This window comes from Variovorax sp. HJSM1_2, from assembly GCF_049316285.1.
Classification (GTDB): domain Bacteria; phylum Pseudomonadota; class Gammaproteobacteria; order Burkholderiales; family Burkholderiaceae_C; genus Rhodoferax_B.
Genome location: NZ_JBMOXA010000001.1, coordinates 323,678 through 348,507, shown reverse-complemented (window position 1 = coordinate 348,507; position 24,830 = coordinate 323,678). Strand labels below are relative to the sequence as shown.

Genomic DNA, 24,830 nt, shown 5'->3' with positions numbered 1-24,830 from the left:
TTTGCATTGCGCCCCGGGGCTCAGTGCAAGCCTCCTCCGTACTTGTCTTCGCGGATGATCCGTGGCGTGATTTCACGCGGCTCGATCGAAACCGGCTCATACACCACGCGCTGACGCTCGGCGTCGTAGCGCATCTCGACGTGCCCAGACAAGGGGAAGTCTTTACGGAACGGATGGCCCACGAAACCGTAGTCCGTGAGAATGCGGCGCAAGTCGTTATGGCCATCGAATACGATGCCGTACAAGTCAAACGCTTCGCGCTCAAACCAATTGGCTCCCGCCCAGAGGCCGGTCACGGAAGCCACCAGCGGCAAACCATCGTCAGGACAAAACACCTTGACGCGCACACGCTGATTCAGGCTCACGGACAACAGATGGGAGACCACGCAAAAACGGGCACCCTCCCAGACCGTGTCCATATAGGTCGAGTAATCGACGCCGCAAAGATCAATCAGGCTCTCGAAGCGGCAACCTGGGGCATCGCGCAAGATCTGCATCGCGGCCAGGTAATCACCAGCATCAACCACAACCGTCACCTCACCCAAGGCGACCACAACACGTTTGGCTTTTTCACCCAGCGCCGTCGAGACGATTTCTTTAAGAGACTCCGGATGGATGGCTACATCAGTCATGTCTTCCCCTAGTCCCGCGCAATGGTGTTGGTGCGGCGAATTTTTTGCTGCAACTGAATGATGCCGTAGAGCAGCGCCTCTGCGGTGGGCGGACAACCTGGCACATAGACATCGACGGGCACGATGCGATCGCAACCGCGCACCACCGAGTAGCTGTAGTGGTAATAACCACCGCCGTTGGCACACGAACCCATGGACAAGACCCAACGCGGCTCGGACATCTGGTCGTAAACCTTGCGCAGAGCAGGCGCCATCTTGTTGCACAAGGTCCCGGCCACAATCATCAAGTCAGATTGACGCGGGCTGGCACGGAACACTTCGGAACCAAAGCGGCCGATGTCGTAACGGGCAGCCGCCACGTGCATCATCTCGACGGCACAGCAGGCCAAGCCAAAGGTCATGGGCCACAACGAACCGGTTTTGGCCCAATTCACAACAGAGTCGTAGCTCGTCGTGACAAAGCCTTCTTTCAATACACCTTCAATCATTGCATCACTCCCAATCGAGGGCGCCTTTTTTCCACATGTAGACAAATCCGAACGTGAGCACAGCCACAAATTCGAGACCAAAAAGGAAACCTATAAATCCGATGTCCTTGAAAGCCGCAGCCCATGGAATCAGGAACGCCGTTTCCAGATCAAACAGAATGAAAAGAATGGCGATCAGGTAGTAGCGAACGTCGAACTTCATGCGGGCGTCTTCAAACGCCTCAAAGCCACATTCGTACGGAGAGTTTTTAGCACTGTCGGGCCGGTTTGGCCCGAGGATGTAGCCGAGCACCTGGGGTGCAACACCTACACCTATACCAACCAGGATGAACAAAAGGACAGGGAGGTACTGGTCAAGGTTCATCGAGAGGCTCTACTTCTGAAGCCCCCTCAACCACGAAGCCAAGGGAGCCTTTTTGTTGGTGCCGTCGGCGAGACTCGAACTCGCACAGCTTTCGCCACTACCCCCTCAAGATAGCGTGTCTACCAATTTCACCACGACGGCGGTTTTTCTATACAGATGGCATGAGGAACCTTGCGGTTATTGGCTTTCCGTACAGCTTTAGAGTTTACCCTGAAACCGCTCCAAAACCTTTTGGAGCGGCAATTTCGCACAGATTATTTTGCCGGAATCTGGTCTACGCCAGAAGCAGGAACGGCCGGCGCGACTGCTGCGGCGCCCGTCGAAGCACCACCAGCCGGAATGCCTGCAGCCTCAGGAGCAACGACGCTGGAGCGCTCCAGAACACTGCCTGCACTGGTCGGACGATGGTTGCCAAAGTAGGCCAAAGCCAGCGTGCAGACAAAGAACAGCGCAGCCAATACACCCGTGGTGCGCGACAGGAAGTTGGCACTGCCACTGGCGCCGAACAAGCTGCCCGAACCACCACTGCCAAACGCCGCACCCATGTCGGCACCCTTGCCGTGCTGCACCAGGATCAGACCAATCATGCCCAAGGCAGACAGAATTTGCACCACCAGAATCAAACTTACAAACATGCTCATCTCAACACTCCAATTATCAAAATCTGCGCCGCAACTTACTGCGCCGCTTCCACAATCTTCAAGAAATCCACAGCCTTGAGCGCCGCGCCACCAATCAAGCCACCATCAATATCCGGCTGCGCCAACAACACCGCCGCATTGGCCGCGTTCATGCTGCCGCCATAGAGGATACGAATGCGGTCGGCGTGCGCGGTCGCCAGACGCAACTGCGCACGCAGCGCGGCATGCACCTCCTGGGCTTGCTCGGGCGTGGCGGTTTTGCCGGTGCCAATCGCCCAGCGCGGCTCGTAAGCCACCACGATTTCGCTGATGCAATGCCCATTGGTGTGCACCACAGCCGCCAATTGACGCCTGACCACCTCCTCGGTGTGACCCGCTTCGCGCTCTTCAAGCGATTCACCCACACACACGATGGGGCAGATACCCGCCTTCAAAGCCGCTTGCGCCTTGGCTGCAATCGACTCATCGGTCTCGCCGTGGTACTGGCGCCGCTCGGAATGGCCGATGATGGCGTAACGCACGGCAAATTCCTTCAACATCTGTGCCGAGGCTTCACCCGTGTAGGCACCCGCCTCATGCGCAGAAACGTCTTGCGCCCCCAAATCCACGGAAGAGCCAGCCAGCAAGGCCGAGACCTGCTGCAAGTACGGCGCAGGCACACACACCGCCACGTCAGCCGCAACACCCGGCTTGGCCGCAAGAATCTCCGCGATGAGCTTCTCGTTGGCCGCCAGGCTGCCGTTCATCTTCCAGTTGCCAGCAATGAGTTTTTTCTTCACTTGTCAGTCACCATGTCAGTACGATTTTGCCCACATGCACATTCGACTCCATCAGCGCATGGGCTTGTACGGCGCCGTTGGCCTGGCCAACCGACCCCTCCACCGCTTCCACCGCCAATGCGCGATAAACCACCGACTTCACCCGGCCCGCCTCCAGCAAAGGCCAGACCTTTTGCCGCAAAGCCCGCGCAATCGCGCCCTTGAAAGCCACCGAGCGCGGCCGCAAGGTCGAGCCCGTCACCGTCAGGCGCCGGCGCAGCACCAGGCCCGCATTGATTTCGCTATGTGTACCACCTTGCACGGCGATGATGACCAAACGGCCATCGTCCGCCAGGCAGCGGATGTTGCGCTCCACATAAGCACCCGCCACCATGTCCAGAATCACGTTGACGCCCCGCCCTTCGGTCAGGCGCTTCACTTCTTCGACAAAATCGGTGGCCTTGTAGTTGATGGCGTGATCCGCCCCCAAGGCCACACAAGCGGCGCACTTTTCGTCGTTTCCGGCGGTGACAATCACCTTGGCACCCAGCGCCTTGGCCAACTGGATTGCCGTCACACCGATACCGCTAGAGCCGCCGTGCACCAGCAAGGTTTCCCCCGGCTGCAGCGCAACGCGGTCAAACACATTGCTCCACACGGTAAAAAATGTCTCGGGCAATGCCGCCGCCTCAAGCGAAGACATACCCTTGGGCACAGGCAGACATTGCGCCACCGGGGCCACGCAATACTCGGCATAACCGCCACCCGCCACCAAGGCACACACCCGGTCGCCAATAGCGAAGCCGTGCTCGGCCAACGCAGCCGCGTCACCCGACTCAATCACCCCTGCAATTTCCAAACCCGGGATGTCGCTGGCACCCGGCGGCACGGGGTAGTGGCCGGTGCGCTGCAGCACGTCAGGACGATTCACACCACTGGCCTCTACACGCACCAGCAACTCTCCAGCTACGGGCACAGGCACAGGACGATCGACCACGCGCAGCACCTCGGGCGCTCCGGGAGAACTGATTTCGATGGCTTTCATAACGTCTGCAAACGTTCGAGGGGGCCTGGAGCCCCAAGACTCCAGGCCCCGCCGGAACTCAATGCTTAGGCTTGGCCTTCAGGCGCTTGCGCCGGAGCGGAGCGCTCTTGCAAAACCTTCATGGACAGCTTGATGCGGCCCTTTTCGTCGGTTTCCATGACCTTGACCTTGATGATCTGGCCTTCGCTCAGGTAGTCGGTGACCTTCTCGACACGTTCGTGGGCGATTTGGCTGATGTGCAGCAAACCGTCCTTGCCGGGCATCAGGTTGACCAAGGCGCCGAAGTCCAGAATCTTAGTCACAGGACCTTCGTAGACCTTGCCGATCTCCACTTCAGCGGTGATCTGCTCGATGCGGCGCTTGGCTTCTTCAGCCTTGGCTGGATCGCTCGAGGCGATGGTGATGGTGCCGTCTTCCTCGATATTGATCTGCGTGCCGGTTTCTTCGGTCAGCGCACGGATCACCGCACCGCCCTTGCCGATCACGTCGCGGATCTTCTCGGGGTTGATCTTCATGGTGAACAGGCGTGGCGCGAAGCTCGAGACTTCGGTCTTGGCTTCGGACATGGCCGATTGCATGGCGCCCAGGATGTGCATGCGCGCTTCCTTGGCCTGTGCCAATGCAACTTGCATGATTTCCTTGGTGATACCCTGGATCTTGATGTCCATCTGCAGCGCGGTCACGCCGTTGGTGGTACCGGCCACCTTGAAGTCCATGTCACCCAGATGATCTTCGTCGCCCAGGATGTCGGTCAGCACGGCGAAACGGTTGCCGTCCTTGATCAGGCCCATGGCGATACCGGCCACGTGCGCCTTCATGGGCACACCAGCATCCATCAAGCTCAGGCAGCCGCCGCACACCGAGGCCATGGACGAAGAGCCATTGGATTCAGTGATTTCGCTGACCACACGCATGGTGTAGGGGAATTCTTCCTTGGTTGGCAACACGGCCACCAGAGCGCGCTTGGCCAGGCGGCCGTGGCCGATTTCGCGGCGCTTGGGCGTGCCCACACGGCCGGTTTCGCCGGTGGCGAACGGAGGCATGTTGTAGTGCAGCATGAAGCGGTCTTCGTACTCACCTGCCAACGCGTCAATGCGTTGTGCGTCGCGCTCGGTGCCCAGGGTGGTGACCACCAGAGCTTGCGTTTCGCCACGCGTGAACAGAGCCGAACCGTGGGTACGCGGCAGCACGCTGTTGCGAATTTCGATAGGACGCACGGTGCGTGTGTCACGGCCATCGATACGGGGCTCGCCGGCCAGGATCTGGCTGCGCACGATGCGCGCTTCGATGTCGAACAGCAGGCCTTCGACCTTCACGGCGTCGAATGCTTCGCCGCTTTCCTTCAAGGCAGCGAACACTTCAGCGTAGGCGGCGCGGCAAGCCTGTGTACGGGCTTGCTTGTTACGGTTTTGGTAAGCGGTGCGCAGCTTCTCTTCAGCCAGGCCTTCGACCTTGGCGACCAGGGCTTCATCCTTGGCAGGTGCTTGCCAGTCCCACACGGGCTTGCCAGCGTCACGCACCAGTTCATGGATGGCGTTGATGGCGATACGGCTTTGTTCGTGGCCATAGACCACGCCACCGAGCATGACTTCTTCGCTCAGTTGCATGGCTTCAGACTCAACCATCAGCACAGCGGCTTCGGTGCCGGCGACCACGAGGTCGAGGCTGGAATCCTTGCGGGCGGTTTGGCCTGGGTTCAGGATGTATTCGCCGTTGACGTAACCCACGCGGGCGGCGCCTATAGGGCCAGCAAACGGCACGCCGCTCACGGACAAGGCCGCGCTGACCGCGATCAGGGCAGCAATGTCAGCATCCACTTCGGGGTTCAGCGACACGGTGTGCACCACCACGTGCACTTCGTTGAAGAAACCTTCGGGGAACAGCGGGCGAATCGGGCGATCGATCAGGCGGCTGGTCAAGGTTTCGAATTCGCTAGGACGGCCTTCGCGCTTGAAGAAGCTGCCGGGGATCTTGCCAGCGGCGTAGGTCTTTTCCAGGTAGTCAACGGTCAGCGGGAAGAAGTCTTGACCGGCCTTGCCTTCGGTCTTGGCCACCACGGTGGCCAGCACCACGGTGCCGTCCATGTCCAGCAGCACGGCGCCGCTGGATTGGCGCGCAATTTCGCCGGTTTCCATGGTGACTTTGTGTTGGCCCCACTGGAAGCTCTTGGTCACTTTTTTGAACATCGTCATATTGATTTCCTTTGATGGCGGGCCGCCGTTGCGGCGAACCCTTGATTCACAGCCCATCCCGGGCTGCCGGGGCCAGAGTCTTGAAAGCCTACGATGCCATTCCAAAAATCGTCACAAGCGACCACTTTTGGAATGACACAGCGCGTATGCGATCAGCGTCCCTGGATGCGAGAAAGTAAAAAGCGCCTGAGCTAGGCATCTAACTCAGGCGCTTTTGATTCGGTTAGCCGCTTACTTGCGCAACCCGAGCTTGGCGATCAGCGCGGTGTAACGGTCGTGGTCTTTGGCGTTCAGGTAGTCCAGCAGCTTACGACGACGGCTCACCATGCGCAGCAGGCCGCGACGACCGTGGTGGTCTTTGGCGTGTGTCTTGAAGTGAGGGGTCAGTTCGTTGATGCGTGCGGTCAGCAGAGCGACTTGCACTTCTGGGCTACCGGTATCGGTGGCGCTACGTGCATTGGCCTTGACAACTTCGGCCTTGATAGAGGATGCGATCATTTCTATATCCGTTGATTAATGGGCCCACCCTGCCTTAGCAAAGGGAATCCCAGGTTTTTGACTTGCGCCAGCGGCTGGAACTGCCACTGGCGTGCGCTCCGCAAGACGCGGAACCGAACGATTATAGCCGACTCGGCCGTTGACCGGACTTACCGCCCTGTTCGGCGGCCATATTGCGCCATTCAACGGGGGGTCAGGCCACTAGATTTGCTTGGCACTGAAGGTGTCGCAAGCCTTCACACTGCCCGTCTGGTAGCCGGTGCCAAACCAATGCTGCCGCTGGGCGCTCGTTCCATGGGTGAAGCTATCCGGTACCACGGCCCGGCCAGCCGAGCGCTGCAGTGCGTCGTCGCCAATTTTGGCGGCGGCGTTCATGGCGGACTCGATGTCGCCACTTTCAATCAATTGGCGTTGCGCTTGCGCATGGTTGGCCCACACACCGGCAAAACAGTCGGCTTGCAGTTCCAGCCGCACGCTGAGCGCGTTGTACTGGGTCTGGCTCACGCGGTTACGCATCTCGTCCATCTTGGCGCTGATGCCCATCAGGTTTTGCACGTGGTGGCCCACTTCATGGGCGATCACATAGGCCTGGGCGAATTCACCAGGCGCACCCAGGCGGTCGCGCAGCGTTTGGTAAAAACTCAGGTCTATGTAGACCTTTTGGTCGCCCGGACAGTAAAACGGCCCCATGGCGGCTTGCCCGGTACCGCAGGCGGTGGCTGTGGCGCCGCTGAAAAGCACCAGTTTGGGGTCCTGATAACGGCCACCCGCCTTGGCAAAAATGCCGCTCCAGACATCTTCGGTGTCCGCCAGTACGGTGGAAACAAACTTGGCCATATGGTCATTCGCCGGCGGCGCATGTGCAGGCCCCTGCTGCTGCACCTGCGCCGGCTGGCCACCACCGCTGAGCAGCCCCAGAATGGTGAGCGGGTTCACGCCCAGCACCCAGCCCCCCACCAGCGCGATGACGATGGTCCCGATACCAATGCCACGCCCGCCAATAAAACCGCCGCCACCGCCGCCGCCATCACCCCGGCGGTCTTCGACGTTGTCGGACTCTCGGTTGCCTTCCCACCTCATATGCTTCTCCTGTCGCAGGCCCCGGCCTGTATGCAATGGCGAAATGGTACTCGCTCGGTCGCGGGTTTCGGGCGACTTTTGGCGTAGGACGGTACAGACAGCTTGTTCGGCCCAGGGCTCTGCCCGGACTTGTCAAAACTTGTATCTAGCTGGCACAGTACACACCAGCAGGATCACCCGAAGACGGAATTCACCACATGATGCTGAGCTCTCCGGACAAACCCACGGTGCTGGTGGTGGACGATACCGCCGACAACTTGACCCTCATGGCGGCACTGCTGAAAGACGCCTACCGCGTCAAAGTGGCCAATCATGGTGAAAAGGCCTTGGCTATCGTCGCCTCCGGCAGCATACCGGACCTGATTCTGCTCGACATCATGATGCCGGAGATCGATGGTTACGAGGTTTGCCGCCGCCTCAAGGCCAACCCCGCGACCCGCGACATCCCGGTGATCTTTCTCACGGCCAAAAGCGACGAGGCCGCCGAGGCACAGGGGTTTTCGCTGCATGCGGTGGACTACATCACCAAACCCATCAGCCCGCCGATTCTGCTGGCCCGGGTGCGCAACCACATTGCGCTGAGTGTGCACACACAGATGCTGCAGTCGCTGTCGGTCAAGTTGTCGCGTTACCTGTCGCCGCAGGTCTACAAGTCGATTTTTGAGGGCACGCAGGATGTGTCCATTCAGGCGGTGCGCAAAAAACTCACCATCTTTTTCTCGGACATCAAGGACTTCACCAAAACCTCGGAGCACATGCAGCCCGAGGACATGACCTACCTGCTCAACAGCTATTTTTCCGAGATGTCGAAGATCGCGCTGGAGTTTGGCGCCACCATAGACAAGTTCATAGGCGACGCCATCGTCATCTTCTTCGGCGACCCGCAGTCGCTTGGCGTGCAGGACGACGCACTGCAGTGTGTGCGCATGGCCGTGGCCATGCAGCGCCGCATGGCGCATCTGCGCAGCGTGTGGCACGACAAGGGCTACCGCCAGCCATTTCACGTGCGTGTGGGCATCAACACCGGCTACTGCCACGTCGGCAATTTCGGCAGCGAAGAGCGCATGGACTACACCGTGATCGGCAGCGAAGTCAACCTGGCCGCGCGGTTGGAGCAGAACGGCGAGCCCGATGGCGTGATCCTGTCCTACGAAACCCATGCCCTGGTGAAACATGAGTTCGACGCAGAGGAATGCGCCCCGCTGCTCGCCAAAGGGGTGTCGCGCGAGATCCGCTGCTTCGCCCTGCGCAACCTCCACACCGCGGATGCCCCAGCAGCCGGTGTAGACCTGCGCTACCCCGGTTTGCGCCTGACGCTGGAGCCAGAAAAACTCAGTCCCGAGGCCCGCCTGCAAGCCATAGAAGACCTGCAATCAGCACTGCAGGTAATCCGCAGCCAGGCCTGATCAACGCAGCATCGTCGACATCGCCGACAAGCTGTTCAGGGTACGCACCACGTCCTGCACCGACTCTTTGACGAAGCGCACGGTCACACCATCCACACGCTCCAGTCCGGGAAGTATGGCAAACAGGTCGGCGAGACCAGAGGTCTGGGTCTGCAGCCGGCATTCAAACGGTGCCTGAGGTTGTCGCGCCCTGGGGAAGTGGCCTGCGGCCAGCACCTCGCGCGCGGCCGCTTCAATCGCGCCACAGGCGGCCTGAGGCGACAGCGACACCCCACTCGTATGCCCGTGCGCGGTTTTGGTGAGCACAAAGCGCGCATGCGGATACTGCGGCTGGGTCTCGGCGGCAAACACATCGTCGCCGCTGGCCAGCAACACCGGCACGCCCAACTCCTCGGCCAGCGCGCCGTAAAGTCCGGCCTCGCCCTGCTCCGCACCATTGAGCCAGATGCGCGCAAACGCAAAACTGTTGATGGTGTGCGCCAACACGCCCCGGCTTTGCGCACGTGCGTGGTAGCCAATCATGAACACACCCTGGCAAGGCCCGTCGGCCGTGTCTTCCAGACCGCCCATCATGCCCAGCACACGCGGCTTGCCCAGCACGGCGCGCGCGCGCGGGTCCAGTTCATCGGGCAGCAGGTTGCGAAAGGCGCCGTGTGAATCGTTCACCAGCACATGTGTGGCACCACCGTCGAACGCACCACGGATGGCGGCATTGGCCTCGGCCGTCATCAGGCGCCGGGCGCGTTCGTATTCGGTGTTGCCCGCGCGCGTCTGCTCCGGGTGGAACACACCGGCCACACCTTCAATGTCTACAGAAATCAGTATCTTCATCACTTTTTCTTTCATGCGGCCTGCTGCAAGGCCTGCCAATCGCGCGCAAGCGCGGTCAAGGCGATGCGTTTGTTGCCATCACGGCCGGTCACGGTTTCTGCCGCGAACAAGGCGTTCACAATGGCCTGCTCGGTCGCCTGCGCCGCGGCTTCAAATAACGGGTCGAGCATGGCTTCATGCAGCAGCGTGAGCGCCTGCAGGCGCCCCAGCTGCTGCGGCACGGTGTAAGCGGTGGAAAACGCCAGCGCAATGTCGCCGCTGCCGTGTCCATAGTCTGAGCCCGTGCGCGCCAAGCCTGCCCCGGCGCGGGTCGCCAGGCGGCGTAGCTGGCGCGCGTCCAAAGGTGCATCCGTGGCCAGCAGCATGATGATGGAGCCGCGTTCAGGCCCGGTGCTGGGCGCGGCCAGACGCTGCGCCAGGGCCGGGCCTATGTGCCGGCCAGCCAGGGTGAATGCCGCCGGCCGGCCAAAATTCGCCAGCACCAGTGCGCCCACGGTGAAACGCGCCACCGGCGTGGGTGCCAGCCGCGAGGCCGAGCCAATACCGCCCTTCAAGCCAAAACACGTCATGCCACGCCCGGCCCCCACCGCACCTTGCGCAAACGTGGATGCGGTACTGGCGAGCGCCTGTTGCGCATGTGCCTCGGTCACGGCAAAGGCGTGCAGGTCGTTGAGATATCCGTCGTTGCACTCGAACACCAGCGGGTTCACGGTGGGCAGCGTGCGGCCTATCTCCGGCTGCGCGGCAATGGCGCTACGGATCAAGGCCGTGGCCACCGTGCCCACCGCAAAGGTATTGGTGAGCGCAATCGGTGACTCCAGCACACCCAGTTCCTGCACCTGCACCAGGCCGACACTTTTGCCAAAACCGTTGATCACCGCGGCACCGGCCGGCACCTTCTGCAAGAAGCAGTCGCCCCCATGCGGACGCAGCATGGTCACGCCGGTCTGCACAGGCCCATGGTCCAGGGTGCAATGGCCCACCGCAACACCGGGCACATCGGTGATGGCGTTCAGCGGCCCGGCGACGAGCTGGCCGATGTGCGGGGCCGCCTGCAGCGCATCCACGCTACTTTTGCTCCAGCTTGGGGTCGAGCGCGTCGCGCAGCCCGTCGCCCAGCAGGTTGAAAGCCAGCACCGTGAAAAAAATCGCCAGGCTGGGGAAAATCGCCGCGTGTGGCGACGACAGCATGTCGGCGCGCGCCTCGTTCAACATCGCGCCCCATTCCGGCGTCGGCGGCTGGGCGCCCAGGCCCAGAAAGGAAAGGCTTGCCGCCGTGATGATCGACGTGCCTATGCGCATGGTGAAGTACACCACCACCGAGGAAATCGTGCCGGGGAAGATGTGCCGCGTGATGATGGTCCAGTCGGATGCGCCAATCGAACGCACGGCCTCGATATAGGTCAGGTGTTTCAGCGACAAGGTATTGCCACGCACCAGCCGCGCAAACGCCGGAATGCTGAAGATGGCCACAGCGAACACCACGTTGACCATGCCGTTGCCCAGAATGGCAACGATGCCAATGGCCAGCAAAATGCCGGGAAAGGCAAACAACACGTCGGAGATACGCATCACGATGCGGTCCCACCAACCTTCGTAGTAGCCGGCCAGCAAGCCCAGCGCGGTGCCTATGACGGCGCCCACCGCCACCGAAATGAATCCGGCGGCCAGCGAGATACGCGCGCCCATCAGGATGCGGCTGAAGATGTCGCGCCCCAGCGAATCCACGCCAAACCAGTGCGTGCTGGTGGGCGGGCTGTTCAGCGCGTCGTAGTCAAAAAAACCCTCGGCATCAAACGGCACGATCCACGGTGCCAGCACCGCCACCACCACCAGCAGCAGCACAAAAACACCGGCCGCCACGGCGACATGCTGGTCCTTGAATTTGCGCCAGAACTCGCTCCAGGGCGTGCGCACACGCGCGTCAGCAGCAGTTTTGGGAAAAACGGTCTCTAGAGCATTGTTCATAAGCGTCAGCAGCTCTATTATTTATAGCGAATGGTGGGGTTGATGACGGCATACAACACGTCGACCACAAGGTTGATCAAAATGAATTCCAGCGAGAACAGCAAGACCTCGGCCTGTATCACCGGGAAGTCGCGCATCTCCACGGCGTCCACCAGCAGTCGCCCCATGCCCGGCCAGTTGAAAACCTTCTCCACCACGATGGAGCCGCCCAGCAGGAAGCCAAACTGCAGGCCCATCATCGTGACCACGGGAATCAAGGCGTTGCGCAGGCTGTGTTTGGTCACCACCCAGAACTCATTCAAGCCTTTGGCGCGCGCCGTGCGCACGTAGTCTTCTTTCAGGATGTCGATGAACGACGAGCGTGTGAAACGCGCCATCACCGCCGCCACACCCGCGCCCAAGGTGAGCGAGGGCAGGATGTAGTGGCGCCACGAATCGGCGCCCACCGTGGGCAACCAGCCGAGTTGCACCGAGAAGGTCTGCATCAGCAGCATGCCCAGCGCAAACGAAGGAAACGAAATGCCGGTGATGGCCAGCGTCATGCCCAGCCGGTCCGGCCAGCGGTTGCGCCACACGGCCGACACGGTGCCGATCAGCAGCCCCAGCAATACCGACCAGCCCATGGCCGCCACGGTAAGCCAGAAGGTCGGCATGAAGCGTTCGGCGATCTCTTCGGACACCGGGCGCTTGCTGCGCAGCGAGTGGCCAAAGTCGCCCTGCACCGCATTGCTGATGAAGCGCCAGAACTGCTCGTACATCGGCCGGTCCAGCCCCAGGTCTTCGCGGATGATGCGCACGGTTTCGGCATCGGCCTCGGGCCCGGCGGCCAACCGCGCCGGGTCGCCGGGCAGCAGGTGCACAAACAAAAATACCAGCCCCGCCACAATCAGCAACGTGGGCACCAGGCCCAGAAGGCGCTTGAGAATGTAGTTGAGCATTTAGAAAATAAACAAATGAAACGTGTTGGTCGCTTGCCGGCCACACCGCCAGACGACGCGCACCATGCTCTTATCGCCCCCAGCAGGGGGTTGGCGAAAGCGACACGAAGTGCGCGAAGCCTGGGGGGTACCACTACTTCATTTCGACTTCGTCGAAGTTGAAGGAGGCATCGGGCATCATGTAGAAACCCGTGAGGTTCTTGCTGCGGGCCGACAGCAGTTGTTCCGTGGCCAGGAAGATCCACGGCGCATCTTTCCAGATGCGTTGTTGTGCATCGGCGTAGAGCTTGGTTTTTTGGGCCACGTCCACGGTGTTCAACGCGTTCTTGATGTCGGCATCAACTTCGGCGTTTTTGTAATAGGCCGTGTTGAATGACTTCGGCGGATGCGACTCACCACCGAGCAGCGGACGCATGGCCCAATCGGCCTCGCCGGTCGAAGACGACCAACCCACGTAGTACATACGCACCGGCGCGGTGGCCGGGTCTTGCCAGCTCTCCACACGCTCCACACGTTGGCCGGCTTCCAGGGCCAGCACGCTGGCCTTCACGCCCACCACGCTCAGTTGCTGCTGCACGAACTGGATGAGCTTTTGCGCCGTGGTGTAGTTGTAGGCCGACCAGAGCGTGGTCTCGAACCCGTTGGGGTAACCGGCTTCCTTCAGCAGCTCGCGCGCCTTCACCGGGTTGTAAGGCCAAGGGCCGAGCTTGGTGGCGTACTCCACGGCCTTGGGCAACACACCTTCAGCGGGGATGGCGTAGCCGCCAAACACCACCTTCACCAAGGCTTCCTTGTTGATGGCGTAGTTCAGCGCTTCACGCACCTTGGGGTTGTCGAAGGGTTTTTGCTGCACGTTCAGCGAGATGTAGCGGTGCACGATGCTTGGTGCGGCCGTCACTTCCAGATTCGGCTTGGTCTTCAGCGCTTCGGCCTGTTCATAAGGCAGCGGGTAGGTGAAGTTGGCTTCGCCGGTCTGCATGATGGCGCTGCGCGTGTTGTTGTCGACCACCGGACGCCAGGTGATGGTGTCCACCTTGGGGTAGCCCTTGCGCCAGTAACCGGCAAACTTCTCCACCTTCATGTAATCGGTTTGCTTCCACTCGACAAACTTGAAGGGGCCGGTGCCGACCGGGTTGCGGGCGATGTCCTTGCCAAACTTTTGCAAGGCCGCCGGCGAAATGATCACCGCCGACGGGTGCGCCAGCGTGTTGACAAACGCCGAAAACGGCTCGGCCAGCGTGAACTTCACGGTGTTGGCGTCCAGCACTTCGGTCTTGGCGATGTTCTTGTACAGCGTGTAGCGTTTGAGCTTGTTGTCGGGGTTGGTCACGCGGTCGAAGTTGGCCTTCACGGCGTCGGCATTGAAGTCGGTACCGTCCTGGAACTTGATGCCCTTCTTCAGCTTGAAGGTGTAGCTCAGGCCGTCCTTGGCGGCGCTGAAGCTCTCGGCCAGCACCGGCACCATCTTCATGTTCTTGTCAAAGCCCATCAGGCCTTGGTAGAACGACTTGGCCACGGCCTGCGACAAGGTGTCGTTGGCGTCATACGGGTCCATCGAGGTGAAGTTGGATTGCACAGCCACCACCACGTCCTTGGCGGCAAACGCATTCGGCGCCAACACCGCAGATACGGCCAGTGCGGCAGACAATTTGGTCAACACATGTTTCATGTCAGAACTCCAGAGTTATCAAAAAAAACCGGCATCCGGTTTCACCAGGACCACAAAAAAACTAGGCTTCATCGGCCATCGCCATACACCACGGCCTTCACACCAGCGCCTCGTTCAGTACACACCGCCCACCGCGTGCCGCGCCACAAAATGGCCCGGGCCGACCTCCACCAAGGGTGCCACCGTTGGCAGATCGTGCAGCGCACGCACCGGGCTGGGAATATCGCCGGTCAGCAATTCGCGGGTCATGTTGCGCCGGGTCGGGTCGGCCACCGGCACGGCCGACATCAAACGGCGTGTGTAGGCGTGCTGCGGGTTTTCAAACACCGCACGGCGCGGGCCTATCTCCACGATCTGCCCCAGGTACATCACCGCCACGCGGTGGCTGATGCGCTCGACCACCGCCATATCGTGCGAAATGAACAACAAGGCAATGCCAAACTCGCGCTGCAAGTCCAGCATCAGATTGACGATTTGCGCGCGTATCGACACATCCAGCGCCGACACCGCTTCATCGGCCACCACCACCTTGGGATTCAGCGCCAGCGCCCGTGCAATCGCGATGCGCTGGCGCTGCCCGCCAGAAAACTCATGCGGATAACGTTGCGCCGCCTCGGGCGGCAGGCCCACACGGTAGAGCAGTTCGGCCACCCGTTTTTCGGCCTCGGGACCCTTTTGCACACCGTGCACCAGCAGTGGCTCCATGATGGCAAAGCCCACCGTGAGGCGTGGGTCCAGCGAGGCAAACGGGTCTTGAAAAATGAACTGGATGTCGCGCCGCAAAGCCTGCAGTGCGCGGCCTTGCAGCGGCGCAATCGGCCGGCCGGCGACCTGCACATCACCCGCATCAAACTGCACCAAGCGCGCCAGCGAACGTCCGGTGGTGGATTTGCCGCAGCCCGATTCGCCGACCAGGGCCAGCGTCTCGCCCGGCTGCAGGCTGAAGCTGACTTGCTCCACGGCACACACCTGGCGTGTCACCCGCCCGAGCACGCCGGTGCGGATAGGAAAACGCGTGGTCAGGCCGTTGACCTTGAGCACCGGCGGCATGTCGTGCTGCACGGTGTCGCGCGCGGGCCAGGCAACAACATCGGCCGCATGGACAATCGATGCTTCGCTGTGCAGCAACGGAAACTTGGCCGGAATGTCGGTCCCGTGCATGGCGCCGAGTTGCGGCACGGCAGACAACAAGGCCCGGGTATAGGCGTGTTGCGGCGCGGCAAAGATGGCTTCGCAACTACCCTCTTCCACCTTGTCACCCTTGAGCATTACCAACACCCGGTCGGCCACCTCGGCCACCACCCCCATGTCGTGGGTGATGAAGACCACACCCATGTGCATCTCTTTTTGCAGGGCGCGGATGAGTGTCAGGATCTGCGCCTGAATGGTCACATCCAGCGCCGTGGTGGGCTCATCGGCAATCAGCAGCGAAGGCTTGCACGACAAGGCCATCGCAATCATCACACGCTGGCGCATGCCGCCCGACAGCTGGTGCGGGTGCCGCCCGAGCACGTTCCTGGCTTCAGGAATGCGCACCAGGTCCAGCATGCGCAAGGCTTCGGCACTGGCTGCAGCGCGGCTGGCACCTTGGTGCAGGCGAATGGATTCGGCAATCTGCTCGCCCACGGTGAACACTGGGTTGAGCGAGGTCATGGGCTCCTGAAAAATCATTGCGATGTCGGCGCCACGAATGCCGCGCATCGTGGCCTGGCTGGCCTGGGCCAGGTCCAGCGTGCGGCCATCGCGCCGGGTGAAGTTCAACGCGCCGCTGGCGATGCGCCCGCCACCCTGCTCGATCAGCCGCATGATGGCCAGCGAAGACACCGATTTGCCGGAACCCGACTCGCCCACAATGGCCAGCGTTTGGCCGGCCATCACCTCGAACGAGAGCTTGCGCACGGCGTCCACCGTGCGTTCGCGGGTTTCAAAACACACACTCAGGTCGCGCACCTGCAGCACGCGGCCGGGCGCGCTGTGGTCGATTTGGCGGGACGGCGCTTCGGCCAAGGTATCGGTCGTCAAGACGCTGCTCCGTCACCAGCGTCGCCGTCGTCACCGTAAATCGCAAACACTGGCGCCTGGCCCACACGGGCATAACCGCGGTACATGCCTTCGGTGTTGAACGACAGCGCCACCCCGCCTTGTGCGTCGACCGCAATCAAGCCGCCACGGCCGTCGATGCGCATCAGCTTGTCCTGCACGACGCGGCGCGTGGCCTCTTCGAGCGACAAACCGGCGTATTCCATCAGTGCGGAAACGTCGTAAGCGGCCACCGCTCGGATGAACATCTCGCCCGAGCCGGTGCACGACACGGCCACGCGGTCGTTGGCGTAGCAGCCCGCGCCCACCACAGGGGTATCACCCACACGGCCGACGCGTTTGTTGGTCATGCCGCCGGTGGAGGTGGCGGCGGCCAGCTTGCCGTTGGCATCCAGGGCCACGGCGCCGACGGTGCCGAATTTGCGGTCTGGATCCAGCGGTGCGGCTTCTTCTGCCGCATCCTTGGCCAGCGAGGTTGCGCCATCGTGGTCCAGCATGGCGCCGCCGGCCGCCTGCTGCGCACGTTGCAACTGGGCCAGGCGCTCAGGCGTGTCGAACCAGTTGGGATCCACCAGCTCTATGCCGTGCTGCGCCACGTAATCTTGTGCGGCCGGGCCAATCATCAACACATGGCCGCTGTGCTGCATGACCACACGCGCGGCCAGCACCGGGTTGCGCACACGGGTCACGCCGGCCACCGCGCCCGCGGCCAGCGTGGCGCCATCCATCACACAGGCGTCAAGCTCGTGGCCACCGGCTTCGGTGTAGACCGCGCCTTTGCCGGCGTTGAACAGCGGGCATTCTTCCAGCAGGCGCACGGCTTCTGTCACCGCTTCCAAGGCCGGCGCACCGGCGGCGAGCAGGGCCGCACCGGCTTGCAGAATGCCGCTCAGGGCTTGGTTGTAACGCTGTTCCAGCTCGGCGTTCATGGCCGAGCGGAGAATGGTGCCGGCGCCACCATGGATGGCGATGACAGGGATTGGTTTCTGGGACATGCTGTTATTGCTTCGCTGGATCGGCCGCCCGCGTCTTGCTTGCGGCCGTAGGTTCGAGGTAGAGCCAGGGCATCACCGACTCGGTGAGTTGCTGCGCTGCGCTCAAAGAGTTGTTGGCTCGATACGCCACTGCTGCACAAAGCGCCTCTATCATCGCCAGCGCCGAGGCGTTGGAGGTGGCGGCGAACTGGCGGTTGGCGCGGGTGTACAACACCACACTGGCCAAAGGCACCAGGGGCGAGGTCGCGGCATCGGTCAGCACCAGCAGGGACAAGCCCTGCTCGCGCGCCAACCTGGCCAGACGTACGGTGTCGTCCAGATAACGCGGAAATGCGATGGCGACCACCACGTCCCCGGGCTGCGCACGCGACAACTGCCGCGCCGCATGTGTGGGACCACCGGCCTGGGCCAGCGAATGCACGGCCGGGCAGAACGGGTCCAGCCCGTGCTGCAGCAAACCCGCGAGGTAGGCGCTGGAGCCAAAGCCCAGCACCAGCACCCGTTGCGCCTGCAAAATCAGATCAACCGCGCTATCGCACACCGCTGCGCTGAGGGATTGGCGCGTGGCCTCCAGGTTGTGCTGGTCTTCTTCCAACGCGGCCGCCATGGTCGACAGGCAGCTCGATGGGCGTTGCAGTTCCTGGCGCATACGCTCCACCGGCGCCAGCGTGGATTCATAACCCTTGGCCAGCTCGGCACGAAACTGCGGATAACCGTCGAAGCCCAGCGTGCGTGCAAAACGGTTGGCCGTGGCCACCGACACCCCGACCTCGCCAGCAAACTCCTCAATCATCAGTGTGGCCGCACGAAACGGGTTGTGCAGCACATAGTCGGCCATCTTGCGGTGCGCCGGGGTCAGGCGCGGCTGGGCCTTGGCGATGAGGTCTAACACCCCCACACCGGCAAACCTGCCACTCCACACCTGGTTTTTTTGCACCATAAAGAAGCCGAATCTCGCTCTGAAAATATTGGTTTAATCTTCAAAGCAAAATGTAAGCCAATTTTCATGCCCGGCGAATGAGGACTTGCCTTGATATCAAATCAATAGCTTCTCAGGCTTATTTGGCGTGCCTGATACGCCTTTTTACTTTAGATTTTGCGACGCGCCGGCAGCGGTCGAGTTTTCAATGAAGCTGGCCAATTCGGTGCTCCACTGCGCAGAATCGGGCTCCACATCGGCCAGCGCCTCGACCGCAACACCGGCGTCGCTGAGCATCTTGGATGAGGCCTCGTTGACGCGCGAATGGTGTTGCTTCTTCTCTTGGTAGATCACCCGCTTGATGCCCACCTGGATGATGGACTGCACACATTTGGGACAGGGGAACTGCGTGGCGTAAATCGTGAAGCCAGTGAGCGGCAGCACCACGCAGTTGAGGATGGCGTTGACCTCGGCATGCACGATGTAGCTGTGCCGCGAATGCAGCGGGTCGCTGTCGTCATCCATCCAATACGCCGGGTCCTCATCACAACAACCGCGTGGCAAACCGTTGTAACCCACGCCGGCAATCTTGTTGTCCGGGCTGACGATGCAGGCGCCATTGCGTTTGCGCGCATCCTTGGAGCGTGCGGCGGCCAGCAGGGCAACCCCCATGAACATGGAGTGCCAGCGGATGAGAGAAACATTTTCCATGGTGCGATCGGGATGACTCATGCTGCGGGGGCGACATTGGCGGGCTTTGAGTATGCCCGATGGGGCGGACAAGTTTGCCGCACGCCAAGTCAGCAGACAGCGGCACAGCCGCTCACGCATGGCGTCGCCTTGTGGCAATGGGCGGCGCATTGGCACCAACACCACCAACAGCACCGGTTGCCCACCAAGATTGAGTGCCTTTGTTTCACAGAGCTCGACGATTGCCTTTGCAAAGTCGGCCATACGCTGAAATCGACAAAATTCGTCTCGTCAACCCAGGGTAAGTGCCTACGCAAACTGCGATACTTCGACCGCTCGCGCGCACCTAGGCCGTAAGCTTGGAGTAGGCTTGCAAGTTCGCGCCAATCCCGAGGAGAAAAAATGAGCGATAAGTTGTCACCCGCCGAATTGGCACTGCGCGATGCCGCGCGTGAATACCACAGCAGCCCGACCCGCGGCAAAATTTCGGTCACCCCGACCAAGCCCCTGTCGAACCAACGCGACCTCTCGCTGGCCTACTCGCCAGGCGTCGCCTACCCTTGCCTAGACATCGAGCGCGATCCGTCTCTCGCGGCCGAGTACACCTCACGCGGCAACCTGGTCGGCGTGATCACCAACGGCACGGCCGTGCTGGGCCTGGGCAACATCGGCCCGCTGGCCTCCAAGCCGGTGATGGAAGGCAAAGGCTGCCTGTTCAAGAAGTTTGCCGGTGTCGACGTGTTCGACATCGAACTCGCCGAGAACGACCCCGACAAGCTGGTCGAGATCATTGCGGCCATGGAACCCACACTGGGCGGCGTGAACCTTGAAGACATCAAGGCGCCCGAGTGTTTCTACATCGAGCAAAAGCTGCGCGAGCGCATGAACATTCCGGTGTTCCATGACGACCAGCACGGCACGGCCATCATCTCCGCCGCTGCCCTGCTGAACGGCCTGGAACTGGTGGGCAAAGACATTGGCAAGGTGAAGATTGCCGTCTCGGGCGCAGGTGCTGCCGCCATCGCCTGCCTGGACGTGATGGTGGGCCTGGGCGTGAAGCGTGAAAACGTCTACGCCGTGGACTCCAAGGGTGTGATCTACCACGGTCGCCCTGGTGGCTTTGACGCCTCCAAGGCCAAGTACGCACAAGACACCTCGGCCCGCACGCTGGCCGACGTGGTCAACGGTGCCGACGTGTTCCTCGGCTGCTCGGCCGCCGGTGTGTTGACGCAGGACATGGTCAAGACCATGGGCCCCAAGCCCATCATCCTGGCGCTGGCCAACCCCGAACCCGAAATCCGCCCCGAACTGGCCAAGGCCGTGCGCCCGGACTGCATCATTGCCACCGGCCGTTCGGACTATCCGAACCAGGTGAACAACGTGTTGTGCTTCCCGTACATCTTCCGTGGCGCACTCGATTGCGGCGCCACCAAGATCACCGAGGAAATGAAGCTCGCCTGTGTGCGCCAGATCGCTGACCTGGCCAAGGCCGACATCAGCGAAGAAGTGGCCGCCGCCTATTCCGGCAAGGAACTGGTATTCGGCAGCGACTACCTGATCCCCACGCCTTTCGACTCGCGCCTGATCCTGCGCATTGCGCCGGCCGTGGCCGAAGCCGCTGCAGCCTCGGGTGTGGCCACGCGCCCCATCCAGGACATGGACGCCTACCGCCAGGCACTGTCGCGCTTCGTCTACCAAACCGGCATGTTCATGAGCCCGGTGTTCAGCGCCGCCAAGAACGTCGCCGCTGGCGCCAAACGCGTGGCCTATGCCGAAGGTGAAGATGATCGCGCCCTGCGCGCCGCGCAAGTGGCCGTGGACGAAAACCTGGCCCAACCCATCCTCATTGGCCGCCCCGCCGTCATCGAAGCGCGCATCGCCAAGGCCGGCCTGCGCCTGCAGATCGGCCGCGATGTGGAAGTGGTCAACCCCGAAGACGATCCACGCTTCCGCCAGTACTGGGAAACCTACCACCAGATCAAGGGCCGCGACGGCGTGAGCCAGGAAGCAGCCAAGAGCGCGGTGCGCCGCTCCAACACCACCATCGCCGCCCTGATGGTCAAGTTGGGCGATGCCGACGCCATGTTGTGTGGCCTGGTGGGCCGTTACGACAACCACCTGCAGCACGTACGCGACATCATTGGCCTGCGCAAGGATGCGCCCGGCCTGGCCGCGTTGAACGCACTCATGCTGGACCGCCACACCCTGTTCATCGCCGACACCTACGTCAACGAAGACCCGACGGCCGAAGAACTCGCCAGCATTGCGCTGATGGCGGCCGAAGAAGTGACGCGTTTTGGCCTGCCACCCAAGGTGGCCTTCCTGTCGCACTCCAACTACGGCTCGTCGTCGCGCCGCTCGGCCGTGAAGATGCGCCAGGCGCGCGACCTGTTCGTGAAGATGGCGCCCGACATCGAATGTGATGGCGAGCTGCAGGGTGATGCCGCATTGTCTGAAGACGTGCGCTCGGCCACGCTGCTCGACAGCACGCTGACCGGCTCGGCCAATGTGTTGATCTGCCCCAACCTGGACGCGGCCAACATCTTGTTCAACGTGCTCAAGGTCACCGTGGGCAAGGGCGTGACCGTCGGCCCCATCCTGCTCGGCGCGGCCGCATCGGCCCACGTGCTCACACCTTCAGCCACCGTGCGCCGCGTCGTCAACATGACGGCGCTGGCCGTGGCCGATGCCGCGACCTTCCGCTAAGCCAATCGCCCCAATGTGGTACGCGCTTTAAAGCGCCTGCCCCATCTTGATCACCTCTGCGCACCGATTCGGGTCGGGCGCCGAGGTGATTTTCTTTTGCGCACCGCCATGGGGCTTTCCACCACACGCTAGGCATCGATATTGCTATACAACTTGCAACATTAACCTACGTTGGAGAACCCATGCGCAAACGTGCATTCCTGCAATCTTCCTTGGCCCTGGCTGCAGCCATCAGCTTCACTTCTGCACACGCGCAAACGGTTCCCCTCAAATTCCAACTCGACTGGCGCTTTGAGGGCCCAGCGGCCTTCTTCGTCACACCCGCTGCCAAGGGTTATTTCAAGGATGCCAAGCTCGACGTGACCATCGATGCCGGCAACGGCTCGGGTGGCACCGTCACACGTGTGGCCTCGGGTGCTTACGACATGGGTTTTGCCGACATGGCCGCGCTGATGGAGTTCCACGCCAACAACCCTGACGCCCCGAGCAAGCCCGTGGCCGTGATGATGGTCTACAACGACACACCGGCTTCCGTCATGGCGCTGAAGAAGTCGGGCATCAAATCTCCTGCCGATCTGGCCGGCAAGAAGCTCGGCGCACCGGTATTCGACGCCGGCCGCCGTGCCTTCCCCATCTTCGCCAAGGCCAACAAGGTCGGCAACGTGCAATGGACCGCCATGGACCCGCCACTGCGCGAAACCATGCTGGTGCGCGGGGACGTCGACGCCATCACCGGCTTCACCTTCACCTCGGTGCTGAACCTGGAAGCACGTGGTGTCAAGGCCGAAGACGTGGTGGTGCTGCCCTATCCCGACTACGGCGTGAAGCTGTATGGCAATGCCATCATCGCCTCGCCCAAGTTCCTCAAAGAAAACCCGGAAGCCGTGAAAGCCTTCCTCAAGGCCTTCACCAAGGGGGCCAAGGACGTGATGGCCAAGCCCGCTGCCGCCATTGAAGACGTGAAGGCGCGTGACGGCATCATCAACGTGGCACTGGAAACGCGCCGCCTGCAGATGGCCATAGACACCGTGGTCAACAGCCCTAACGCACGCGCCGAAGGTTTTGGCCAGGTCAACCCTGGCCGCTTGTCGTTGATGGCCTCGCAAGTGTCCGACGCATTTGCCACCAAGACCCGCGTGGACGCGAGCAGCATCTGGAACGGTTCGTTCCTGCCGACGGCCGCCGAGCTGAACATTCTGCAAGCCAAGAAGTAATTTCTGCGCCGCGCTTCACCGCGCTTGTGCTGGTGTGCCGGTGTGCACGCCGGCCTTGATCTTCACCGACCGGGCGTGCCGCACCTGCCCACTGCCCGGTTCACCAGTTCCCCACCATGCAAGAAAACGCCCACGCACCCTCTGCAGCAACTTCGGCGCCGTTTGTCGACTTTCGCGACGTCTGGCTCGCTTACAACGAAGAACTGCTCGCCAAAAACCACTTCGCAGTGGAAGCCATAGACCTGAAGGTGAAACAGGGCGAATTCATCGCCATTGTTGGCCCCTCGGGCTGCGGCAAGTCCACCTTCATGAAGCTCACCACCGGGCTGAAGATGCCGTCCATGGGCAAGATCCTGATCGACGGCCAGCCGGTCACGGGGCCGCTGAAGATCTCCGGCATGGCGTTCCAATCACCGTCGCTGCTGCCCTGGCGCACCACGGTGCAAAACGTGCTGTTGCCGCTGGAGATCGTCGAGCCTTTCCGCTCCAACTTCAAAGCCAAGCGCAAAGAGTACGAAGAACGTGCGCGCCGCCTGCTGCAGAAAGTTGGCCTGGGCGGGTATGAAGACAAATTTCCGTGGCAGCTCTCGGGCGGCATGCAGCAACGCGCCAGCATTTGCCGCGCGCTGATCCACGAACCCAAGATGCTGCTGCTCGACGAGCCGTTTGGCGCACTCGATGCATTCACGCGTGAGGAGCTGTGGTGCATTCTGCGCGACCTCTGGACCGAACAGCAGTTCAACGTCATCCTGGTCACACACGACTTGCGCGAGAGTGTGTTCCTGGCCGACACCGTCTACGTGATGAGCAAGAGCCCGGGGCGTTTTGTGGTGCGCCGCGAGATCGAGCTGCCGCGCCCGCGCGAGCTGGAAGTGACCTACACCAAGGAGTTCACCGACATCGTGCTCGAACTGCGCGGCCACATCGGCGCCATGCGCAAAACGGGCGCCGTCATCCACCAATAAGAAAAAGACTCGCTCATGAGAAACACCAAACAAATCGAACGTTGGTCGCCGTGGATTCTGCTCGTCGCCTTCATCATCCTGTGGCAAGTGCTTTGCTCGGCCTTTAATGTCTCGGAGTTCATTTTTCCCAGCCCCTGGCGCATCTGGACTCAATTCGTTGAATTCAAATGGATCATCGCCGGCCATGCCTGGCGCACCTTCTGGGTCACCATGGCAGGCTTCGGCCTGGCCATCGTCGTGGGTGTGTTGCTGGGTTTTGTGATCGGCAGTTCCCGCCTGGCCTATGCCGCGGTCTACCCGCTGATGACCGCCTTCAACGCGCTGCCCAAAGCGGCCTTTGTGCCCATCCTGGTGGTGTGGTTTGGCATTGGTGTGGGCCCGGCCATACTCACGGCCTTTCTGATCTCGTTCTTCCCCATCATGGTGAACATTGCGACCGGCCTGGCCACGCTGGAGCCCGAGCTGGAAGATGTGCTGCGTGTGCTTGGCGCCAAGCGTTGGGACGTGCTGGTCAAAGTCGGCCTGCCACGCTCCATGCCCTACTTCTACGGCTCGCTCAAGGTAGCCATCACGCTGGCTTTTGTCGGCACCACGGTGTCGGAGATGACCGCGGCCAACGAAGGTATTGGTTATCTGCTGATCTCGGCCGGCTCGGCCATGCAAATGGGCCTGGCGTTTGCCGGCCTGGTGGTGGTGGGCGCGATGGCCATGGTGATGTACGAGCTGTTCAGCTACATCGAAAAGCACACCACGGGTTGGGCGCACCGGGGTTCGCAAGGTGAGTGATTTGC

23 protein-coding genes and 1 tRNA gene are annotated in these 24,830 nt (G+C 61.6%); 5 read left to right on the top strand and 19 right to left on the bottom strand.

Annotated elements, in window-relative coordinates; translation table 11 throughout:
• Positions 1-20: 20 nt before the first annotated feature.
• The 10 genes from ACFQ95_RS01585 to ypfJ form a co-directional block, all read right to left on the bottom strand.
• Positions 21-632 carry an NADH-quinone oxidoreductase subunit C gene (locus tag ACFQ95_RS01585; protein WP_422829030.1) on the bottom strand — a complete coding sequence of 204 codons (612 nt, stop codon included), beginning with the start codon at positions 630-632 and terminating at the stop codon, positions 21-23.
• 8 nt (positions 633-640) lie between these two features.
• Entirely contained in the window at positions 641-1,120 is a 480-nt protein-coding gene (locus ACFQ95_RS01580; protein WP_422829029.1) for a NuoB/complex I 20 kDa subunit family protein, read from the bottom strand.
• A gap of 4 nt (positions 1,121-1,124) precedes the next feature.
• Entirely contained in the window at positions 1,125-1,484 is a 360-nt protein-coding gene (locus ACFQ95_RS01575; protein WP_422829028.1) for an NADH-quinone oxidoreductase subunit A, read from the bottom strand.
• Between the two features lie 56 nt (positions 1,485-1,540).
• Positions 1,541-1,625, bottom strand: a tRNA-Leu gene (locus ACFQ95_RS01570).
• Between the two features lie 113 nt (positions 1,626-1,738).
• Positions 1,739-2,125: a preprotein translocase subunit SecG gene (gene secG, locus ACFQ95_RS01565; protein WP_422829027.1), complete on the bottom strand. Its 387-nt coding sequence runs from the start codon at positions 2,123-2,125 to the stop codon at positions 1,739-1,741.
• 35 nt (positions 2,126-2,160) lie between these two features.
• The gene (tpiA, locus tag ACFQ95_RS01560; RefSeq protein ID WP_422829026.1) at positions 2,161-2,904 is read right to left on the bottom strand and encodes a triose-phosphate isomerase; all 744 of its coding nucleotides are present in this window, start codon (positions 2,902-2,904) and stop codon (positions 2,161-2,163) included.
• A 7-nt stretch (positions 2,905-2,911) separates the two neighbouring features.
• Positions 2,912-3,928 carry an NAD(P)H-quinone oxidoreductase gene (locus ACFQ95_RS01555; protein WP_422829025.1) on the bottom strand — a complete coding sequence of 339 codons (1,017 nt, stop codon included), beginning with the start codon at positions 3,926-3,928 and terminating at the stop codon, positions 2,912-2,914.
• A 65-nt stretch (positions 3,929-3,993) separates the two neighbouring features.
• A complete protein-coding gene (pnp, locus tag ACFQ95_RS01550; protein WP_422829024.1) occupies positions 3,994-6,120 on the bottom strand; it encodes a polyribonucleotide nucleotidyltransferase in 2,127 nt (708 codons plus the stop codon).
• Between the two features lie 231 nt (positions 6,121-6,351).
• Positions 6,352-6,618 (bottom strand): 30S ribosomal protein S15, encoded by a 267-nt coding sequence (gene rpsO, locus ACFQ95_RS01545; RefSeq protein ID WP_116604506.1) that lies wholly within the window; start codon positions 6,616-6,618, stop codon positions 6,352-6,354.
• Positions 6,619-6,819: 201 nt separating this feature from the next.
• On the bottom strand, positions 6,820-7,698 hold the full coding sequence (gene ypfJ, locus ACFQ95_RS01540; RefSeq protein ID WP_422829023.1) for a KPN_02809 family neutral zinc metallopeptidase: 879 nt from the start codon (positions 7,696-7,698) through the stop codon (positions 6,820-6,822).
• Positions 7,699-7,895: 197 nt separating this feature from the next.
• On the opposite strand from ypfJ, the gene ACFQ95_RS01535 reads away from it, so the two are divergent.
• A complete protein-coding gene (locus ACFQ95_RS01535) occupies positions 7,896-9,104 on the top strand; it encodes an adenylate/guanylate cyclase domain-containing protein (RefSeq protein WP_422829022.1) in 1,209 nt (402 codons plus the stop codon).
• Here ACFQ95_RS01535 and ACFQ95_RS01530 read toward each other — a convergent pair whose 3' ends face one another.
• The 9 genes from ACFQ95_RS01530 to ACFQ95_RS01490 all read right to left on the bottom strand — a co-directional run bounded on the left by ACFQ95_RS01530 (position 9,105) and on the right by ACFQ95_RS01490 (position 19,175).
• Entirely contained in the window at positions 9,105-9,935 is an 831-nt protein-coding gene (locus ACFQ95_RS01530) for a M55 family metallopeptidase (RefSeq protein ID WP_422829021.1), read from the bottom strand.
• A gap of 11 nt (positions 9,936-9,946) precedes the next feature.
• The gene (locus ACFQ95_RS01525; RefSeq protein WP_422829020.1) at positions 9,947-11,002 is read right to left on the bottom strand and encodes a P1 family peptidase; all 1,056 of its coding nucleotides are present in this window, start codon (positions 11,000-11,002) and stop codon (positions 9,947-9,949) included.
• Between the two features lies 1 nt (position 11,003).
• On the bottom strand, positions 11,004-11,903 hold the full coding sequence (gsiD, locus tag ACFQ95_RS01520; RefSeq protein WP_422829019.1) for a glutathione ABC transporter permease GsiD: 900 nt from the start codon (positions 11,901-11,903) through the stop codon (positions 11,004-11,006).
• Between the two features lie 17 nt (positions 11,904-11,920).
• The gene (gsiC, locus tag ACFQ95_RS01515) at positions 11,921-12,841 is read right to left on the bottom strand and encodes a glutathione ABC transporter permease GsiC (protein WP_422829018.1); all 921 of its coding nucleotides are present in this window, start codon (positions 12,839-12,841) and stop codon (positions 11,921-11,923) included.
• A gap of 133 nt (positions 12,842-12,974) precedes the next feature.
• On the bottom strand, positions 12,975-14,510 hold the full coding sequence (gene gsiB / locus ACFQ95_RS01510; RefSeq protein WP_422829017.1) for a glutathione ABC transporter substrate-binding protein GsiB: 1,536 nt from the start codon (positions 14,508-14,510) through the stop codon (positions 12,975-12,977).
• 114 nt (positions 14,511-14,624) lie between these two features.
• On the bottom strand, positions 14,625-16,532 hold the full coding sequence (locus tag ACFQ95_RS01505) for a dipeptide ABC transporter ATP-binding protein (RefSeq protein WP_422829016.1): 1,908 nt from the start codon (positions 16,530-16,532) through the stop codon (positions 14,625-14,627).
• Complete coding sequence (locus ACFQ95_RS01500) at positions 16,529-17,545, bottom strand: isoaspartyl peptidase/L-asparaginase family protein (protein ID WP_422829015.1); 1,017 nt, start codon at positions 17,543-17,545, stop codon at positions 16,529-16,531. The genes ACFQ95_RS01505 and ACFQ95_RS01500 overlap by 4 nt, the downstream gene beginning before the upstream one ends.
• Positions 17,546-17,549: 4 nt before the next feature.
• The gene (locus tag ACFQ95_RS01495) at positions 17,550-18,485 is read right to left on the bottom strand and encodes a MurR/RpiR family transcriptional regulator (protein ID WP_422829014.1); all 936 of its coding nucleotides are present in this window, start codon (positions 18,483-18,485) and stop codon (positions 17,550-17,552) included.
• Positions 18,486-18,629: 144 nt separating this feature from the next.
• The gene (locus ACFQ95_RS01490; RefSeq protein ID WP_422829013.1) at positions 18,630-19,175 is read right to left on the bottom strand and encodes a deoxycytidylate deaminase; all 546 of its coding nucleotides are present in this window, start codon (positions 19,173-19,175) and stop codon (positions 18,630-18,632) included.
• A gap of 381 nt (positions 19,176-19,556) precedes the next feature.
• On the opposite strand from ACFQ95_RS01490, the gene ACFQ95_RS01485 reads away from it, so the two are divergent.
• The 4 genes from ACFQ95_RS01485 to ACFQ95_RS01470 all read left to right on the top strand — a co-directional run bounded on the left by ACFQ95_RS01485 (position 19,557) and on the right by ACFQ95_RS01470 (position 24,825).
• Positions 19,557-21,860, top strand: a complete 2,304-nt coding sequence (locus ACFQ95_RS01485) for an NADP-dependent malic enzyme (RefSeq protein WP_422829012.1) — start codon at positions 19,557-19,559, stop codon at positions 21,858-21,860.
• A gap of 182 nt (positions 21,861-22,042) precedes the next feature.
• Positions 22,043-23,074, top strand: a complete 1,032-nt coding sequence (locus ACFQ95_RS01480) for an ABC transporter substrate-binding protein (protein ID WP_422829011.1) — start codon at positions 22,043-22,045, stop codon at positions 23,072-23,074.
• Positions 23,075-23,190: 116 nt separating this feature from the next.
• Complete coding sequence (locus ACFQ95_RS01475) at positions 23,191-24,039, top strand: ABC transporter ATP-binding protein (protein ID WP_422829010.1); 849 nt, start codon at positions 23,191-23,193, stop codon at positions 24,037-24,039.
• A 15-nt stretch (positions 24,040-24,054) separates the two neighbouring features.
• Positions 24,055-24,825: an ABC transporter permease gene (locus ACFQ95_RS01470; RefSeq protein WP_422829009.1), complete on the top strand. Its 771-nt coding sequence runs from the start codon at positions 24,055-24,057 to the stop codon at positions 24,823-24,825.
• Positions 24,826-24,830: the final 5 nt, after the last annotated feature.